Annotated in this window: 14 protein-coding genes and 1 pseudogene; 5 read left to right on the forward strand and 10 right to left on the reverse strand. The window is 70.8% G+C overall.

Annotated features, from left to right (window positions below):
- Nucleotides 1-106: 106 nt before the first annotated feature.
- A complete protein-coding gene (locus LN042_RS29815) occupies nt 107-1,141 on the forward strand; it encodes a TMEM175 family protein (RefSeq protein WP_230054520.1) in 1,035 nt (344 codons plus the stop codon).
- Nucleotides 1,142-1,514: 373 nt separating this feature from the next.
- Here LN042_RS29815 and LN042_RS29820 read toward each other — a convergent pair.
- The 5 genes and pseudogenes from LN042_RS29820 to LN042_RS29840 all read right to left on the reverse strand — a co-directional run.
- Nucleotides 1,515-2,705, reverse strand: a pseudogene (locus LN042_RS29820) (IS701 family transposase); the annotation flags it as partial.
- A 110-nt stretch (nt 2,706-2,815) separates the two neighbouring features.
- Complete coding sequence (locus tag LN042_RS29825) at nt 2,816-4,978, reverse strand: AGE family epimerase/isomerase (RefSeq protein ID WP_230054522.1); 2,163 nt, start codon at nt 4,976-4,978, stop codon at nt 2,816-2,818.
- Nucleotides 4,975-7,062, reverse strand: a complete 2,088-nt coding sequence (gene glgX / locus LN042_RS29830; protein WP_230054523.1) for a glycogen debranching protein GlgX — start codon at nt 7,060-7,062, stop codon at nt 4,975-4,977. Before glgX ends, LN042_RS29825 begins: the two co-directional genes overlap by 4 nt.
- 216 nt (nt 7,063-7,278) lie before the next feature.
- Entirely contained in the window at nt 7,279-7,977 is a 699-nt protein-coding gene (locus tag LN042_RS29835; RefSeq protein ID WP_230054524.1) for an NAD(P)H-binding protein, read from the reverse strand.
- A gap of 38 nt (nt 7,978-8,015) precedes the next feature.
- Nucleotides 8,016-9,344 (reverse strand): nucleotidyltransferase family protein, encoded by a 1,329-nt coding sequence (locus LN042_RS29840; protein ID WP_230054525.1) that lies wholly within the window; start codon nt 9,342-9,344, stop codon nt 8,016-8,018.
- Between the two features lie 442 nt (nt 9,345-9,786).
- Here LN042_RS29840 and LN042_RS29845 point away from each other — a divergent pair, with 442 nt between their 5' ends.
- The 3 genes from LN042_RS29845 to LN042_RS29855 all read left to right on the forward strand — a co-directional run bounded on the left by LN042_RS29845 (nt 9,787) and on the right by LN042_RS29855 (nt 12,137).
- Entirely contained in the window at nt 9,787-10,260 is a 474-nt protein-coding gene (locus LN042_RS29845) for an HAD family hydrolase (RefSeq protein ID WP_230054526.1), read from the forward strand.
- A gap of 75 nt (nt 10,261-10,335) precedes the next feature.
- Entirely contained in the window at nt 10,336-10,782 is a 447-nt protein-coding gene (locus LN042_RS29850) for a hypothetical protein (protein WP_230054527.1), read from the forward strand.
- Between the two features lie 104 nt (nt 10,783-10,886).
- Nucleotides 10,887-12,137, forward strand: coding sequence for an SCO2583/SCO2584 N-terminal domain-containing protein (locus LN042_RS29855; protein ID WP_230054528.1), 1,251 nt, complete (start codon nt 10,887-10,889; stop codon nt 12,135-12,137).
- 4 nt (nt 12,138-12,141) lie between these two features.
- Here LN042_RS29855 and LN042_RS29860 read toward each other — a convergent pair whose 3' ends face one another.
- The 5 genes from LN042_RS29860 to LN042_RS29880 all read right to left on the reverse strand — a co-directional run bounded on the left by LN042_RS29860 (nt 12,142) and on the right by LN042_RS29880 (nt 17,303).
- On the reverse strand, nt 12,142-12,630 hold the full coding sequence (locus tag LN042_RS29860; protein WP_230054529.1) for a hypothetical protein: 489 nt from the start codon (nt 12,628-12,630) through the stop codon (nt 12,142-12,144).
- A 37-nt stretch (nt 12,631-12,667) separates the two neighbouring features.
- Nucleotides 12,668-14,512: a dihydroxy-acid dehydratase gene (gene ilvD, locus LN042_RS29865; RefSeq protein ID WP_230054530.1), complete on the reverse strand. Its 1,845-nt coding sequence runs from the start codon at nt 14,510-14,512 to the stop codon at nt 12,668-12,670.
- Between the two features lie 105 nt (nt 14,513-14,617).
- Nucleotides 14,618-15,382 carry a class I SAM-dependent methyltransferase gene (locus LN042_RS29870; RefSeq protein ID WP_230054531.1) on the reverse strand — a complete coding sequence of 255 codons (765 nt, stop codon included), beginning with the start codon at nt 15,380-15,382 and terminating at the stop codon, nt 14,618-14,620.
- A 32-nt stretch (nt 15,383-15,414) separates the two neighbouring features.
- A complete protein-coding gene (locus tag LN042_RS29875; protein WP_230054565.1) occupies nt 15,415-16,221 on the reverse strand; it encodes a sugar phosphate isomerase/epimerase family protein in 807 nt (268 codons plus the stop codon).
- Between the two features lie 140 nt (nt 16,222-16,361).
- Nucleotides 16,362-17,303 carry a Ppx/GppA family phosphatase gene (locus LN042_RS29880; RefSeq protein ID WP_230054532.1) on the reverse strand — a complete coding sequence of 314 codons (942 nt, stop codon included), beginning with the start codon at nt 17,301-17,303 and terminating at the stop codon, nt 16,362-16,364.
- A 117-nt stretch (nt 17,304-17,420) separates the two neighbouring features.
- On the opposite strand from LN042_RS29880, the gene LN042_RS29885 reads away from it, so the two are divergent.
- Nucleotides 17,421-18,176, forward strand: coding sequence for an alpha/beta fold hydrolase (locus LN042_RS29885; protein WP_230054533.1), 756 nt, complete (start codon nt 17,421-17,423; stop codon nt 18,174-18,176).
- Nucleotides 18,177-18,215: the final 39 nt, after the last annotated feature.

The following is an 18,215-nucleotide window of genomic DNA, read 5'->3' on the forward strand; positions in this document are numbered from 1 at the left end:
TCCACCGACAGACACCGTTCCCGAGAAATCCCTGGCACTGGTCGGCCCGGGGACAGCCCGCCGGCTGTCCTCGGGCCGCCGCCGTACCACGGGGAGGAAAACCGCCGTGAGGCCCATACATCGTCACGACCACCAGCACGACGCACCGGCACCGGAGAGCATCGAGATCAGCACCGGCCGCCTGGAGGCGTTCAGCGACGGCGTGTTCGCGATCGCCATCACCCTGCTGACCCTGGACATCAAGGTCCCGGACGGCAAGGGGTCGCTGTTCGACCGGCTGACCCAGGAGTGGCCGGTGCTGGGCGCCTACGTGATCAGTTTCCTGATCATCGGTGTGGTCTGGATGAACCACCACACCATGCTGTTCTACATCCGCCGGGTGGACCGCCCGCTGATGCTGTTCAACCTGCTGCTGCTGATGAACGTCGCGTTCATCCCGTTCCCGACCCATGTGCTGGCCCAGGCGCTGAGCACCGGTCAGGGGGAGCAGACCGCGGCGGTCTTCTACGGGCTGACCCTGACACTGGGCGGCATCCCGTTCAACGCGGTCTGGGTCTACGCCTCGTCCGGCCACCGGCACCTGGGACGCAACATCACACCGGCGCAGGCCTCGGTGATGCGCAAGCACTTCCTGATGGGCCCGCTCATGTACCTCGGGGCCACCCTGGTCGGCCTGGTCAGCGCGGTGGCGAGCATGACCATCTTCGGAGTGCTGCTGCTGTTCTACATGGTCGAGGTGCTGGGCAGCACCAGCGAGCAGCAGCACGACCAGCACCCGCGCTCGCCGGTGCACCGGATGACCGGGCTGGCGGAGCCGCCGGCCGAGGTCGTGGCGTCGACCGAGCCGACGGCCGAACGGCAGGCCGCGACGCCCACCGCACCGACCGTGCCCACCGCACCCCCCGCACTGACCGTACCCGCCGTCCCCACCGCACCGACCGTGCCCACCGCACCCCCCGCACCGACCGCACCCACCGTGCCCGCTCCGCCCGCCGCCCCGGCAGCCGCCCCCGCGGCCCCCGCGGCCCTCGCGGCCCCCGGCGCGGGGCCGGTCGCCACGCCTCCCGGCCCACCGGAGGCGGCGGCACCGCCGTGCCCCACCTGCGGCCACACCGCCCAGGTGCTGACCCTGCAGCGCTGACCGGTCCGGAACCGTCCCGGCAGCAGGCAAGCCGACGGGCCGGCGCCCCTGGCGGGGGCACCGGCCCGTCTCACTGCGCGGCGGGGCGGAAGGACGACGCCTCGGATCAGCGGCGGAGCTCGGCCCGCAACTCCTCGCGAACCTCGGCCCGCGACTCCTCGCGAACCTCGGCCCGCAGCTCCTCGCGGATCTCGTCCTCCAGCTCCTCCTCGGCCTCCAGGATCTCCTCGTCCAGCAGCTCGTCCTCGTAGAGCTCCTCGTCACGAGGCGTCAGACCGTCCTGCACGAGGGCGGACGACTCGGCGCCCGCCGCCCCCGCGTCAGCCTGCCGGTCACCCGGCTGGGCACCCGTCAGCTCGACGGCCTCCGGCTCCTCGGCCGACCGGGTCAGCTCCCGCAGTGCGTGGAAGCCGGCCGCGGCCGAGGCGAGTGTCACGTGGTGGTGCCAGCCGCGGAACGAGCGGCCCTCGAAGTCACCGAGACCGAAGTCCTGCAGCTTCTCGCACCCGCTGACGGCCCGGTGCCGCAGCTCGGCCAGCGCCACCGTCTCGTGCAGCCGGGCGACCGGCAGGCTGGTGACCCAGTAGGTGCGCGGCTGCGGACGCCCGAACGGCCACTCCACCACCAGGTGGCGGGCGGCCGGCCGGTGCCCCGGGAGGTGCGGGCCGACCCGGCGGGCCGGTGGCTGCGCGGACGGCAGCCGGCCGACCAGGAACTGCGAGTGCCGGGCCCGGTTGTCCGGCTTCTCCTGCCAGGCCAGCACCACCCGTTCACCGTGCTCGCCGAGGTCGCGGGCCACGTCCGCGGCGGCCCAGTACTGCATGTTGCCCGGTGAGACCGGGCGTCGCACCATCAGCTTGGCGCTGGGCGCCACCTCCACGAGGTAGCCCAGGCCGCGCTCCTCCAGGCCGAGCAGCAGCGGCTCGACGTCGTTCTCGAAACTCCAGTCCGCCAGGACCGGTGCCGCCGGCACGTCCCAGTCGATCAGGATCTCGTCCACCGACTCCAGCAGGTAGCGCCAGCGGGGCCGGTGCCGCTGCTCCTCGGGGATGTGCGCGTGGCCGCGCAGCTCCTCGTCCTGGTCCCAGTGCCGGGGCAGCATCAGGTGCCAGTTCACCGGCACGCTGCCGTTCTCGTGCACCAGCGACGACGCCAGTGCGAGTTGGCAGTTCATCATCCGGCCCTCGGAGGCGACGAACTGCCGCCCCACGCCGGCCGAACGCGCGCCGTTCTTGGGGAACACCACCTCGTCGAAGGACCAGGCCTTCGGCGTGGTCACGGTGCAGAGCCGCTCCGCGAGGTGGCGTCGAACCCCTTCGAACGACCACGTGCTCTGGTTGACGAACTGCTGGATGGGTTGGACCGCCCGCCGGCCGAGCACGTGCTCGGAGATGTTGGCAGGGGTCTTGCGGCCCTGTGCGTGCAGCAGGCCGCGGAGGTACACCTCGCCCCATCGCCGCTGGTCAGAGCGGGCAAAGGGCGCGAACAGACCCTGGCAGAACTCGGAGATTTCGTCCTGCCGCTCCCCCGCGAACGATTCGCGGCGGTGCGAAATCGTCGACACAGCTAGCTCCTTCGCTTTCCGATGACGGGGACCGGCCCCGCCACATGGCCCTGTCCTTCTCCGCGTCGGGGGCGCGGGAGAAGGACAGAGACGGTGTTCAACTCCTCAGGTCAGCTCTCGCACGTTTCCCGGGGATCGAGCAGGAAGGCGTCGGTCGCCGCCAGTGCCTGCGCCACCTCCGGCAGGGCGCAGCCGACGACCACGAAGTCGACGTCCATGCCCGCCTTGGTGCGCTGGAACAGCAGTTCGTTGATCGCCGGGCGGGTCATCCCGGTGACCTCGCAGAGGTGGAACTCGACCCGCTGCGGCTGCGGCTTGACCGAGAGCGCCTCGGTCAGGCCGCGGCGGAACTTGTCCAGCTCGTCCTTGTCGATCACGCCGGCCAGCTTGATGTGCGCGGTCTTGCCGTCGAACTCGCTGGAGATCCGCATCCGCATCTCGACCGGTTCGACCACCACCCGCACCCGCAGCGGCTCGGTGCTCTCCGGCAGGTTGACGGTCAGCCCCTTGGGGTCGAAGTCGTCGTACGGCTGGTCGTTGATCCAGACCTGGTCGATCTGGATGCTGCCGACCGGCAGCAGGTCCGGCGCCACCCGCAGCACCCGGCCCGGGAACGACTCCGCCAGCGGCCGGAAGTGCAGGGTCAGCGGCGAGGAGTTGACCAGCAGACCGGTGTAGGTGGCGGCCAGGTAGCACAGTTCCAGCGCGTGGTAGCCGGCCATCGAGTGGCTGCCCTTGAGCCGCTCGGTGCCGAGCAGGTAGGGGATGCCGTTGGCCAGCACGTTGAAGTACACGCCGCCGTCGTCGTAGTCGAGGAAGAAGGCGTTGTAGAACGCCGCCGCCTCGCGGGCCAGCCGTTTGTGCTCCGGGTCGCCGGAGACGCCGGCCAGGATCAGGTAGGCGAGGATCGACTGCTCCTGCTGCCACCACGCCTTGCGGTCGTGCCAGACCAGCCGGTGTCCGCCGGTGGCCGGGTCGACCTGGCGCTCCACCACGTCGTACCAGCCGCCGCGCTGCTGGTCGCTGCCGACCGCCGGCATGATCTCGGCGATCCGCTCGGCCAGCGCCGTGTACTCGGGCTTGTCGACCAGGCTGCGGATCCGGGTCAGGTTCCAGGCGATCTTGAGGTTGTGGCCGACCACCGCACGGTCCTGCTGCCAGCCCCAGGTGCGGTCCGGGCTCCAGTCGGCGTGGAACCGCTCCTGCACGAACGGGCTGTTGGGCTCGTCCGGGAAGTACTTGGTGATGGTGTCGGCGGTCTCCTCCAGCAGCTTGGCGTAGTCCGCCCGGCCGGTGGCGAGGTAGGCGTTGATCAGGTACGCCGGGGCGTGGTCGCCGACCGAGTTCCAGTTCTTCCGGGACCGGTTGCGGCCCAGCGAGTCGGAGCGCGGGTCCATGGTGATCGGGTCGAGGTGCGAGAAGAACCCGCCCCGCTCGGCGTCCCGGAAGTACTTCTCGAACAGCGACACCGTGTGGTCGATGTCGTTGAGGATCCGCGGGTCGCCGGTGATCCGGTAGGTCTGGGTCGGGCCGGCCAGCGCGTAGATCTGCTCGTACATCGGGATGGCGTCGTAGTCGTCGCCGAACTCCGAGGCGAAGACCTTGCGTTGGGCGCCCTCGGTGATGTCGATGGCGTGGTACCAGTAGGCGACCTTCTCGGCCTCGTCGACCACCCGCATGTGCTCGCGCAGGTACTCGGTGCCGGACTCGGCGGCGCGCAGGAAGCGCTCCTCGCCGGTCAGCATGAAGGCCGTGGCCAGGCCGTAGACCAACCGGGAGATGGTGTCGGTCTCCTGGCGCACCTCGGCACCCGCCGTCTCCGCCGGGTGGGTGCCCGAGAGGGTCAGCTTGGTGCGGAAGTTGCGCCAGTCGTAGACGCCGTCGGGGAAGTGCCCGCGCAGGTAGAAGTCGGCTATCTGCTCGGCCTGCTGGACCCACCAGTTGGGGTGCTCGAAGACGTAGGCGCCGCGCTTCTCCTCGGGGAAGGTGATCTGCCGGGCCTCGATCCGCTGTCCGCCGTCCCACTGGTAGAAGATCCCGTAGACGAAGACGTAGCGTCCCTCGGAGAGCATGTCCCTGGTGGCCCCGGTGGTGTCGCGGGCCGGATCGCCGAGGTTGCGGACGATCTGCGAGTTCACCGACTCGCCGAGGTGGATGACCACCTCGCGGCCGTCCGAGGTGCGCAGTCCGAAGCGCTCCTTGGTCGGCTCGTAGCTGGTGATGTAACCGGCGATGCTGTCCGAGTAGGTGCGCCTGGTGTCGGGAGTGCTCATCGGTTGGAACCTCCGTCGATGGGGAACGAGGTCAGCACGACGACGCTGCGGCCGTGGGCGTGGAGGGAGTGGCCGTCCACCGGGATCCGGGAGCCGGCCGGGAGGACGTCCTCCCCCGGGCCGCGCGCGGTGTCGACGGCCAACGCCCAGTGGTGGCCCGGGACGTGCGGGAGCTCGAAGTCCAGGCCGAGGTGGTACATGTTGAGGATCACGTGCAGGTCCGGGGCCCCCTCGAACCCGGCGAGGGTGAAGGAGAGCACCCGGGCGTCCTGGTCCTCCCAGCCCGGCTGTTCCAACCGGGTTCCGTGCCAGGTGACTTCGGGCAGGTCGCGCTCGTTGCGGCGGTCGTCGAAGAACCGCGGCTGGCGCAGCGCGGCGTGCTCCTTGCGGAAGGCGATCATGCCCTGGAAGAACTCCAGGACCTCGGTCTCCTTCTCCGCCTGGTCCCAGTCCAGCCAGGAGATCTCGTTGTCCTGGCAGTAGACGTTGTTGTTGCCGCCCTGGCTGTTGCGGAACTCGTCGCCGGCCAGGATCATCGGCACGCCGCGGGAGAGCAGCAGGATCGCGGCCATGTTCTTGATCTGGCGGACCCGCAGGCGCTCGACGGCCTCGTCGTCGGTCGGTCCCTCCACGCCGCAGTTCCAGCTGAAGTTCTCGTCGCTGCCGTCGGCGTTGGCCTCGCCGTTGGCGTGGTTGTGCTTGTGGTTGTAGCTGACCAGGTCGTTGAGCGTGAACCCGTCGTGGCAGGTGAGGAAGTTGATGCTGTTGGTGGGCAGTTCGGCGGCCCGGCTGAACAGGTCGCGGGAGCCGCCGATCCGGGTGGCCACGGTGCCGACCAGGCCCGCGTCACCGCGCACGAAGCGCCGCACGTCGTCGCGGAACGGGCCGTTCCACTGCGCCCAGCGGCGCCCGGGGAACCGGCCGACCTGGTAGAGGCCGCCGCCGTCCCACGGCTCGGCGATGATCTTGGTCTCGGAGAGGATCCCGGACAGCTCGATCGCCCACAGCAGCGGCGGGGTCTCCATCTCGAAACCCTCGGCACCACGGGAGAGTTCGGAGGCCAGGTCGAACCGGAAGCCGTCCACGTGGTGCTCGGTGACCCAGTACTCCAGGCACTCGATGATGAACTTCGCCACCGCCGGGTGGTTGGCGTTGATCGCGTTGCCGCAGCCGGTGAAGTCCATGTAGTGCCGGCGGTCCTGGGACCAGAGGTGGTAGTACACCTCGTTGGCCTGGCCGCGGAAGCTGATCATCGGGCCGTGCTCGTTGCCCTCCGAGGTGTGGTTGAACACCACGTCCAGGATCACCTCGATCCCGGCCCGGTGCAGTTCCTTGACCATGTCGCGGAACTCGACGATGTGCAGGCAGCCGCACGGGTCGGAGCAGTAGGCGCTGTGCGGGGCGAAGAACCCGAACGGGTTGTAGCCCCAGTAGTCGCGCAGCGGCCGGCCGTCCGGGCCGATCCGCAGCACGTCGCGCTCGTCGAAGTCGAAGACCGGCAGCAGTTCGACGGCCGTGACCCCGAGCTCCTTGAGGTAGGGGATCTTCTCCACCACACCGCTGAAGGTGCCGGGGTGCACCACCCGCGAGGTCGGCGAGGCGGTCAGCCCACCGACGTGCATCTCGTAGATGACCGAGTCGGCCATCGGGATGCGCAGGGGCCTGTCGCCCTCCCAGTCGTAGTCGTCCAGGTCGACGACCATGCTCCGCATGGCGTACGCGCAGTTGTCCTCCGGGCCCACCGCCCGAGCGCGGTCCCAGAGGATGTTGATGTTGGCGCGCGAATAGGGGTCCAGCAGCACCTTGCGCCGGTTGAACCGGCTGCCGCTGTCCCTGGTGTCATGCGGTCCGTCGACCCGGTAGGCGTACACCTGTCCTTCCTTCAGGCCGGCCACGTGGCAGTGCCAGAAGTGGTAGCTGTGATGCCGTTCCGGATCCAGCTCGATGACCCGGGCCGGCTGCAGGGCGTGATAGCTGTCGAACAGCAGCAACTCGACATGAGAGGCCCGCTCGGAGAAGAGCGAGAAGTTCACGCCAGTCGCGTCGATCGTGGCGCCGAGCGGCTGCGGACGGCCCGTAGTCACCGGTGCCCGCGCTATTAGATCCCTCGGGACTTCCGTCTGTACCGTCTTACCCTGAGTCATATTTGCTGTCAACTCCCTACCCATACTGCACCCGGAATTGTTGATTCCGGCCGAGTTTCCGCCTTCCGGGGAAAGAGCGGCCGTGCTCTCCGCCGACAGACGCGCGCACGGGTGCGGGCGGAGAAGACTGGCCCCGGACGGGTCCGGGGCCCGGCGCTAGGTCAGACCCACCGGGGTCCGGTCCCAGCTCAGAGCACCGAACGCGTCGCGCCACGACGGCAGCGGCGTTCCGGGCTCGTTGAAGATCTCGAAGGTCACCCCGCGGGCCGCCGGGGTGTAGAGCGCCTGGACGCAGGACTCGGCAACGTCGTCCCGGGTGACCTGACCGGTGCCTTGGTCGCCCTGGTCCAGCCGGACCCGGTGGCCCGCCGCACGGTCGTCGATCAGCCAGCCCGGCCGGACCACGGTGTACGGCAGCCCGGACTCGCGGAGCAGGTCCTCGCCCGCGAACCGCCAGGAGAGCAGCCGCCCGTAGGCGTTCAGCGGATGCCCCTGGTGGGTCGCGTGCAGCTGGCTGACCAGCACCACGTGGGGGCGGTTGGCGCCGGCGGTCGCGGCCGCCAGCACATTGCCCACCCCCTGGTACATCGTGGTCTCGGGCCGGTCGGGACCGTGGTTCTCGGTGCCGGGCTCGACGCAGTAGACCACCGCCGAGCAACCGGCCAGCGGCGCCGTCAGGGTCTTCGGGACCCTGACGTCGCCCTCGCTGAACGCGGCCCCCGGTGCCAGGTGCCGGCGGGCCCGGTGGCCGCTGCGCCCGATCGCGCGCACGCTCTCCCGACGTTCCAGGAGGCGCTGCACGATGATCCGGCCGACGCGCCCGGTACCACCGACCACCACCACCGGATTGTCCATCGCCTTCTCTCCTTAAGCCTTGGCCGTCAGGGGCCCCGTCAGATCCACCGCAGGATGTCGTCCGAGCTGGTCAGCCGGGTGCCCGAAGGAAGGTTCGCGATCGCCGGGACCCGCAGCCGGGGGTAGACGCTGACCCCCGACAGCCGCGAGCCCGGCCAGAGCTGCACGCCGTCCCCGAGGGCCGAGAAACCCTCCAGTCGGACCGGGTGCTCCCGGTCCGACTGGATCTCCACCATGGGTCCGACGTAGGTGTCGCTGATGTCGGCGTACGGGCCTATCACCGCCGCGTCTCCGCAGGAGCTCCGGCTCAGCCGGGCGCCGGCCCGCAGCTCGACGCCGTCGCCGACGTCGGTGTACTCGAGGCGGACGTCCTTGCCGACCGCCACGTGGCGGCCGATCCGGACCCCGGGCCCGATCACCACGCTGCCGTCCTCGATCTTGTCGGCCAGCGTGGTGCCGGTGATCTCGTCCCGGGTGGCCAGTGACGTCTCGTGGATCCAGTACCGGCCGACTTCCGAGTCCGGCTTCTCCATCAGCTGGTTCATCAGCGGGTAGTCGCCGGCCAGTACGTCCTTCAGGGTGATCAGGTAGTCCTCGACGTTGCCGAGGTCGCCGAGCCGGGCGATCCGGTGGGTGGCCACCGGCAGGCCCCGCTCCACCAGCGTGGGGAGCAGGTCGCCGCCCCAGTCCAGGCGCTGCTGGGCCTGGCGCATCAGCTCCGGCTCCCGGGCCGCCTGGCGCAGCCGGGCGCAGTCGACCAGGTACATGCCGGCGTTGGTGGGGATCAGCGCCTCGGCGTCTTTCCTGGTCTCGGGGAACAGGTCCGCGATCCGCGCCAGGTCGGGCTTCTCGACGAAGCCGGAGACCAGGCCGCGCGGATCGGTCCGCATCGCGCCGTACTTCCCGGCCACCTCCTGCGGGGTGCGGGCGACCGAGGCCACGGTGACGACGGCACCGGTGCTGCGGTGGGTTTCGGTGAGCTCGGCCAGCGAGAAGTCGAAGACCGAGTCGACCGGAAGGACCAGGGCCTGTTCGACCAGGTCCCATTCCTCGAGGTTGTGCAGGGTGGCCGCGCCGGAGCCCACGTTGTACCGGTCGAAACTCGGCCGGGAATAGCGGACCTCGACGCCGTACCTCTCTCCGTGGCCCAGCAGCAGCATGATCTGGCTGCGGTTCTCCAGTCCCTGCGCGACCACGTAGAAACGACGGATGCCCTGCTCGCGGCAGGCATCGACGACCCACTCGATCAACCGGCGACCGACGAACGGGATCAGTGCCTTGCTTCTGATGTAGTCGGCCGACTCCAGGGTGATCGGCTTGGCACGCTCACCTCGCCCGCCGGCAAGGATGATCCCAACGGTCCCCATGTCTGCGCCACCCATCTCGCATCCCCACGTTGGCGACTTCGTCCAGTACGACTCAACAACAGGAGTCACAGGGTGTCAACGAGAGAGTCAACTGCGTGGCGGAATGTGCCCCTTATCGTCATGTCGGCATCAGCTCCCAGATGATGGGTGCCGTGATCATGACACAAAAAAACGGACCTATATGCCCGAATCTCCCCGGGGGCGTTTCCGTCGCTTCGGGATGACCCTGGACCAAGCCGTCGAATAGGTGCAATCAGGGTGATTCGGACGACCCGAATTAACGCCCTGACACACGGTCACGTCGCCTGCCGACCATTGGCGGAAACCCGCTTCCGATGGGGTTGGGAATAGGAAAGAAAATGACATGATCTAGCCGTGGTGGTTCGAAAGGACGGGATATCTTCGTAACGCAGGCCGGAGGCCGAGGGGGATTGGCAGGATCATGGTGGAACCGACGCGCGCCGCATTCTTCGACCTGCGGGACGGGCACCGTTGCCACCGGTCGCGCCAAGCGGTGCGGCAGGCCGCGGAGCGCCATCGCTCGGCCGGCGACCTCCTGGTCCTGGTGGCGGCCCCACCGGACGCCTGCGAACGGCCGCACGCCGAAGCGGAGCACGGCGTCGCGGCCCTGGGCGTCGGCCCCGACCTGGTGGTGCACCGCGGGCCCGAGCAGCCCGGCTGCTCCCCGGGCGACCCGGCGATGGTCACCGTGGTCGAGGCGATCATCCTGCTCGGCCTGGACGCCTCCCGCTGCTTCGGCTACGTCAACCACACCGACGGCCTGCGCACCCTCAGTGTGGTGGGCAACCCCCGGGTGGTCTGCCTGGACCCGGAGCTCACCGAGCACGCCAGCAGCCGCGGCTGGCCGGTGCTGGTCGAGGAGGCAGCGCTCGACCACCCGTCCGACACGCCGTGACGGCACCGCCCCGTAGGGGAAAACTCAGGGGTGTCGCCCCTGGCCCCGAGGGCCGGCGAGGAGCACCGTGGAGGCATGGGACACGGAGATCTGTCGCGACGCGAGAACAGCCAACTGGCCGTCGCCTCCGCCACCACCGGGCCGTGGCGGACCGCCGCGGCCGTGGGCGTGGTGGTCGGCGGCGCCGCCCTGGGCATTGACCTGGTCACCGGCCACTGGTCGACGTCGATCCTGGCCGGCCCGGTCGGCTGGGGCCTGTTCTTCTTCTTCCTGGTCGGCACCGTCGGCGGCCTGCTGCGCCGGGGCACCGGCGACCGGCGGCTGCACCGCTGGGCCCTGGAGCACCCCTGGCAGTCCGCACTGCCCGCCACCGTCGCACTGTGGGCGCTCAACACCCTGACGCTGACCTTCCTCGGCGGCTGGGGCCTGATCGGCGCGGCCTTCATGTCGCTGCTGCCGGCCGGTCTGCTGCTGCTCGTCGCCGGTGTGGTGGGTTCGGTCAAGGGCGCCAGGCGGAGCTGAGCGGCGGTCACCTGAGGAGGAATCACCACAGAACGCGCACCGGGTGACCATCGGGGCACCACCCGGTGCGCGAAGTGTCGTGGAGCGTCTGCATACTGACCCGCGTGCCGATAACCGAAGACCCCGGACCGCGCCCCGGCGGCGACGAGCCGGATCCGTTCGCCGACCTCGTCCTGGACGAGGAGTTCATCAAGGCCGCCAGCGTCAAGGAGCCGTCCGGGCGGGCCCGGATGCTCGCCGCGCGCTGGCGGAAGGAGCCGCCGGCGCCCGCCGAGGCGTGGCGCCCGCCGACCGCCGAGATCCGCCGCAGCCGGTTCGGCCGGAGGGCCAAGCGGGTCGACCCGTGGGGCGGCCGGCGCAGGACCCGCCGCAACTGGCAGACCCCGGTCTTCGTCGTGGCCGCCGTCGCGGTGGTGATGGCAGGGCTGAACGTGAACGCGCTGCACAGCTGGTACCAGAACAACTTCGGCGGCAGCCAGGACAATGGCGCGGCAGCGGCGAAGCCGGTGGCCACCCAGGCGCCGGAGACGGCGGCCCCCACCGCCGCGCCGCCCACCCAGGACCCCGACACGCCCACCGTCGCACGACCGTGGGCGGGCTCCCCCGCGGCGGCCTGGCCGACCGGGGCGGACGGGATCGCCCTGCCGCAGGCGCAGGCGGTGGGGGCGTTCGACGCGGATCAGGTGGGTCAGGACCTCGCCCTGGTGAAGAAGTACCTGGTGGCCGCGAACCTGGATCCGAGCGTGGTCGACGGCGGGGCGACCCAGCCGGTGCTCGACTTGCTGGACGGCAAGGAGCAGGCGTCGCTGAAGGCCGCGCTGGCCCACCCGGACAAGGACCACGACCCGACCAGCTGGATCAGCCGGTTCGACCCGAGGACCGCGGTCCGCGCGGCGCAGGACATCAAGGTGCAGGGGCACGTGGGCTTCGAGGGTGACGGAGACAACGGCCTGCTGGTGCACACCGACTACATCTACGTCTACGCGCTGGCCCCCGGTCCCGAGGCGTACCACCCCAGTGCCCAGCCGTCCGGCGGCTCGACGGGCAACGGCCAGTCGGTGTCGCTCGTCCAGCTCGACCCGTCCAAGCCGGTCACCCGGGAGATCGTCCGGCGCACCCAGGACTTCCGCTTCTACGACCCGCAGCGCTACCGGGTCGACCCGAACAAGATCGTCCTGGACAAGGGCGACAGCGACATGGGCGGCAACTACTGCGAGACGGGCGACGGCTGGCTGCAGCCCGACTTCGAGGAGGGACAGCCCCAGCCGAACCAGAGCGGTCCCACCGTGGATCCCTACGACGGCAGCAAGCCGCTCAAGGACGACGGCGTCTGCGGCACCGACTCCCGCTCCTGACGCCCTACCGCTTCCCCTTCTTCCCGCCCGGACGCCCGGGCCGCGCCGCCCTGCGCTTCGCGGTCCGGGCCTTCGCCTCCTCCCAGGCCGCCCGCTGGACCGCCTCGCCGGGGGCCTCGACCAGGCTGCGCAGGAAGTAGGCGGCCGCCGAGCCCACGCAGCCGATCAGCCAGACCGCCCCGAGCGACCGGTCCTCGGCCATCCAGCCGGTCAGCGAGTCCCGTCCGGCAGTGACGATCTTCCACATCCGCAGCCCCGCCAGGCAGGTGCAGACGGCGATGGCCAGCAGCAGCATCCCGTTCACCAGGCCGCCCGACCGCGACAGCGCCACCCCGGCGACCGCGAACCGCAGCACCAGGGCCCCGGCCACCACGGTGACCAGGGCCCCGAGTGAGACCGCCGCCCGCCGCAGCCAGTAGTCGCCGCCCCTGGTCACCCAGCTGGTGCCGAAGAAGCGGATGGGCTCGGGGGCGGGCGCGGTCACATCGTTCACACCAACCGATTATGCAGACCCGGCGGGACCGACCGGCTCACCCGAGCTTGGTGACGTCCCGCACCGCGCCCTTGTCGGCGGAGGTCGCCATCGCGGCGTAGGCCTTCAGCGCCTGGCTGACCGGGCGCTCGCGGTGCGCCGGGCGGTAGCCGCCGTTCTCCTCCAGCCGCATCCGGCGCTCGTGCAGCTCCTCGAAGGAGACCTCCAGGCTGACCGAGCGGTTGGGGATGTCGATCGAGATGATGTCGCCGTCCTCGACCAGCGCGATGGTGCCGCCGGAAGCCGCCTCCGGGGAGACGTGGCCGATCGACAGGCCCGAGGTGCCTCCCGAGAACCGGCCGTCGGTGATCAGCGCGCACGCCTTGCCCAGGCCCCGGCCCTTGAGGAACGAGGTCGGGTAGAGCATCTCCTGCATGCCGGGGCCGCCCTTGGGGCCCTCGTAGCGGATGACCACCACGTCGCCCTCCTTGACCCGCTTGGCGAGGATCGCGTCCACCGCGTCCTCCTGCGACTCCACCACCACGGCCGGGCCGGAGAAGGTCCAGATCGACTCGTCCACCCCGGCGGTCTTCACGATGCAGCCGTCCTCGGCCAGGTTGCCGTAAAGCACCGCGAGGCCGCCCTCCACCGAGTAGGCGTGCGCGACGCCGCGGATGCAGCCGCCGGCCGCGTCGGTGTCCAGCGACTCCCAGCGCTCGGACTGCGAGAAGGCCTCGGCGGTGCGCACGCAGCCGGGCGCCGCGTGGAACAGCTCGACCGCCTCGGGGGACGGCGAGCCGCCCCGGATGTCCCAGGTCTTCAGCCACTCGGTCAGCGAGTCGGCGTGCACGGTGTGCACGTCCGCGTTGAGCAGCCCGCCCCGGTGCAGCTCGCCCAGGATGGCGGGGATGCCGCCGGCCCGGTGCACGTCCTCCATGTAGTAGTCGCCGTTGGGGGCGACCTTGGACAGGCACGGGACCTTGCGCGAGATGCCGTCGATGGCCCGCATGTCGAAGTCCAGCTCGGCCTCCTGGGCGGCGGCCAGCAGGTGCAGGATGGTGTTGGTGGAGCCGCCCATCGCGATGTCCAGCGCCATGGCGTTCTCGAACGCGGCGCGGGTGGCGATGTTGCGCGGCAGCACCGCCTCGTCGTCCTGGTCGTAGTAGCGGGTGGCGAGTTCCACCACGGTCCGCCCGGCCCGCTCGTAGAGCGCCCGGCGTGCCGTGTGGGTGGCCAGCAGCGAGCCGTTGCCGGGCAGCGACAGGCCGATCGCCTCGGTCAGGCAGTTCATCGAGTTGGCGGTGAACATCCCGGAGCAGGAGCCGCAGGTCGGACAGGCGTTCTCCTCGATGATCGCGATGTCCGCGTCGGAGACCGACTCGTTGACCGCGTCGGAGATCGCGTTGACCAGGTCGAGGCGGCGGACCGTGCCGTCCACCAGGGTGGCCCGGCCGGCCTCCATCGGGCCGCCGGAGACGAACACCACCGGGATGTTGAGGCGCAGCGCGGCCATCAGCATGCCGGGGGTGATCTTGTCGCAGTTGGAGATGCAGACCAGCGCGTCCGCGCAGTGCGCGTTGACCATGTACTCCACGCTGTCGGCGATCAGGTCGCGGGACGGCAGCGAGTAGAGCATCCCGCCGTGGCCCATCGCGATGCCGTCGTCCACCGCGATGGTGTTGAACTCGCGCGGAATGCCGCCGGCCTGCTTGATCGCTTCGGAGACGATCCGGCCGACCGGCTGCAGGTGGGTGTGGCCGGGGACGAACTCGGTGAAGGAGTTGGCCACCGCGACGATCGGCTTGCCGAAGTCCTCGCGGGCTACGCCGGCGGCGCGCAGAAGCGCGCGGGCGCCCGCCATGTTGCGACCGTGGGTGACCGTACGGGACCTCAGCTCGGGCACTGCCTTCTCCACTCCCTCAGGCGGCTGATGTCTGCCGAGCCTACGCCGCCGTCCCGGGGAACGGACGCACCGTCCGCATCCCGGTCACCGCGGGGTCCACCCGGGTCAACGCGGCTTGACGGCCACCGTCAGGTCCACGGTGTACGGCTCCACCACCCGGCCGTCCGGGAACAGCCCCAGCAGCCAGGCCCGGTCGTCGGCCAGCACCGACTCGCGCAGCTCGGGCTCGGCCACCGCGAAGTACGACTTGGAGCGCAGGTCGGTGATCACGTCGTCCACCGTGATGGTCCGCTCCCAGCGCACCGTGGCGCCGGAGACCTCCAGCGGGTGGCGGGAGAGCGGCTCGGTGACGGCGTTCATGGTGCCGTAGTAGTGGTACGAGGGCAGCGCCGCCGCGTGCCGGCGCTCCTGCTCGGCCAACCAGTCCACCGAGCGGTCCTTGAGGTTCCAGAAGAGCACCAGCGCCCCGCCCGGGCGCAGCACCCGGAGCGCCTCCGGGATCGACCTGTCCGGGTCGGTCCAGTGGAACGCCTGGGCGTAGGTGACCAGGTCGGCGCTCTCGTCGTGGCACGGCAGGTCGTCGCCGACCCCCTTGACCACCGGGATCTCCGGGCTGACCGCGTGCAGCTGGGCGGCCATCCCGCCGCTCGGCTCGACGGCGATCACCCGGGCGCCGCGCTCGGCCAGCAGCCGGGTGGCGATCCCGGTGCCGGCGCCCACGTCCAGCACGTCGGCCCCGCGCAGCGGGCGGCCGGCCAGTCGCTCGATCTCCTCGAACAGCCGCGGCGGGTAGGACGGCCGGGCCCTGTCGTACTCGGCGGCCACGGCACCGAAGGAGTTCGCGTGCGTCTGGTGCTGAACGTCCGTCATGTCCCCACTCCCCGTTGGTGCGCGTCCTGCCCTCAGCGTACGCGGGCGCCGGTGGCCAGGTGCAGCCGGGTGAAGGCCAGCGCCTCGGCCAGGTCGGCCTCGCGTTCGGCCGGCGAGCCGGAGCGGCGGGTGTTCACCTCCAGCACCACGTGGCCCTCGAAGCCGGTGCGGGCCAGCCGCTCCAGCACCTCGGCGCACGGCTGCTTGCCGCGCCCCGGGATCAGGTGCTCGTCCTTGCCGGAGCCGGAGCCGTCGGCCAGGTGCACGTGGGCCAGCCGCTCGCCCATCCGGTCGACCATCTCGAAGGCGTCGATCCGGGAGGTGGCGACGTGCGAGAGGTCCACCGTGAAGTGCCGGTAGGCCTCCTCGGTGACGTCCCAGCCGGGCGCGTAGGCGAGCATCTCGCGGTCCCGGTAGCGCCACGGGTACATGTTCTCGACGGCGAACTTCACCGCCGTCTCGCCCGCCATCCGCTCGATGCCCTGGACGAACTCCTTGGCGTACTGCCGCTGCCAGCGGAACGGCGGGTGCACCACCACGGTGTCCGCGCCCAGCTTCTCGGCAGCCGCCCGGGCCCGCTTCAGCTTGGTCCACGGGTCGGTGCTCCAGACCCGCTGGGTGATCAGCAGGCAGGGCGCGTGCACCGCCAGGATCGGCATCGCGTAGCGCTCGGAGAGCTCGCGCAGGGCGGGCAGGCTCTGGCTGACCGGGTCGTTCCAGACCATCACCTCGACGCCGTCGTAGCCGAGCTTGGCGGCCAGCTCGAAGGCGATCCGGGTGTTGTCGGGGTAGACCGAGGCGGTGGACAGCGCGATCTTGTTGTCGGGAACGTGGAGCACCTGGTGGCGGGGCAGCACCAACCGGTCGGTGGTGCGCAGCAGGGGGTCCCGCCGCGGCTGCTCCCTCCGCCTGGTCACCCGGCGCCGCGGCCGGCCGCTCTCCTGGTCCACGCCCATCAGGTTATGCGCTCCTCGTTCGATCAGCGGCCGGCAGTGCCCTCCAACGAGTCCAGCCGGCGCAGGATGATGCCCTCCCGCAGCGCCCACGGGCAGATGTCCAGCTCGTCCAGGCCGAACAGGTCCATCGCCGCGTCCGCCACCAGGGCACCGGCCAGCAGCTGCCTGGACCGGCCCTCGGAGACCCCGGGGATCTTGGCCCGCTCGGCCGCCGTCATGGTCGACAGCCGCGGCACCCAGGCGGCCAGCCCGGCGCGGCTCAGCTTGCGCGGCACCCGCACCCCGGCCTCGCTGGGGGCCGCGCCGGTCATCCGGGCCAGCTGCTTGAAGGTCTTTGAGGTGGCGACCGCGTGGTCCAGCGGCCCGAGCCGGGAGATCTCGCCGATCACGGTGGCGATCTGGGCCCGGACGTGCCGGCGCAGCTCGCGCACGGCCTCCGGGTCCGGCCGGTCGTCCGGCAGCATGTCGGCGGTCAGCCGGCCGGCCCCGAGCGGCAGCGAGAAGGCGGCGTCGGGCTGCTCGTCGATGCCGCAGGCGATCTCCAGCGAGCCGCCGCCGATGTCCAGGTCGAGCAGCCGGCCGGAGGACCAGCCGAACCAGCGGCGCACCGCGAGGAAGGTCAGCCGGGCCTCGTCCTGCCCGGAGAGCACCTGGAGTTCGACGCCGGTCTCCTCCTTCACCCGCTGCAGCACCGCCTCGCCGTTGGCGGCCTCGCGCACCGCCGAGGTGGCGAACGGCAGCAGGTCCACCACGCCCTTGTCCTCGGCGACCCGCAGCGAGGAGGCGACGTGGTCGATCAGCCGCTGTATCCCGTCCTCCCGGATCGCCCCCTGTCCGTCCAGCAGTTCGGCGAGCCGCAGTTCCGCCTTGTGCGAGTAGGCGGGCAGCGGCGCACCTCCCGGGTGGGCATCCACCACCAGGAAGTGAACCGTGTTGGAACCTACGTCGAGCACACCCAGTCGCATAATCCACCACGCTACGCCACGGCACCTGCGGAAATCCCGCGTGTTCGATTGCTGATCGATTCGCCGTGCCGCCAGCCTGGGTACTGACGAACCCTCGTACCCGGGAGCCATCACCACATGACGATCAGTCACCGCCGCCACGGTTCGGGCGAGCACAAGGTCATCGTGCTGCACGACTGGTTCGGCACCACCGCCGGTTGGGGGCCCTTCCTCGACTACCTGGACAAGTCGGCGTTCTCCTACGCGATGCTCGACTACCGCGGCTACGGCGACCGGGTCGCCGAACCCGGCGACTACACCCTGGCCGAGATCGCCCGGGACGTCCTGGCGCTGGCCGACGAATTGGGCTGGGAGACCTTCTCGCTGGTCGGGCACTCGATGGGCGGCAAGGCGGCGCAGCTGGTGCTGGCCGAGGCGCCGCGCCGGGTGCGCAAGCTGGTCGGCGTCGCGCCGGTGATGGCCGCCGCCTACCGGCTGAGCGACGAGGAGCGCGAGCTGTTCGAGGCCGCGGCGCAGAACTTCACCGCCCGGCGGATCATCCTCGACCTGGTCACCGGGCAGCGCGCCAAGGACGTCTGGCTGGACCGGATGGTCGCCCGCTCCAGCGCCACCTCCCGGGTGGACGCCTTCGCCGCCTACTTCCAGGACTGGGCCGGACAGGACTTCGCCGCCAAGGTGGCCGGGCTGGAGCTGCCGGTGAAGGTGTTCGTCGGCGAGCACGACCTGGCACTGACCCGGGAGCTGGTGGCGGCCACCTGGCTGCCGCTCTACCCGAACGCCGAGCTGGAGGTGGTGGCGGGCTCCGGCCACTACCCGATGTACGAGGTCCCGGTGGCGTTCGCCAAGGCCGTCGAGGACTTCCTGGCCAGCTGAGCGCGGCTCCTGCGCCGACCGGGCCGCGCACCCGGACGC

This window comes from Kitasatospora humi, assembly GCF_020907985.1.
GTDB classification, from domain to species: Bacteria; Actinomycetota; Actinomycetes; order Streptomycetales; family Streptomycetaceae; genus Kitasatospora; species Kitasatospora humi.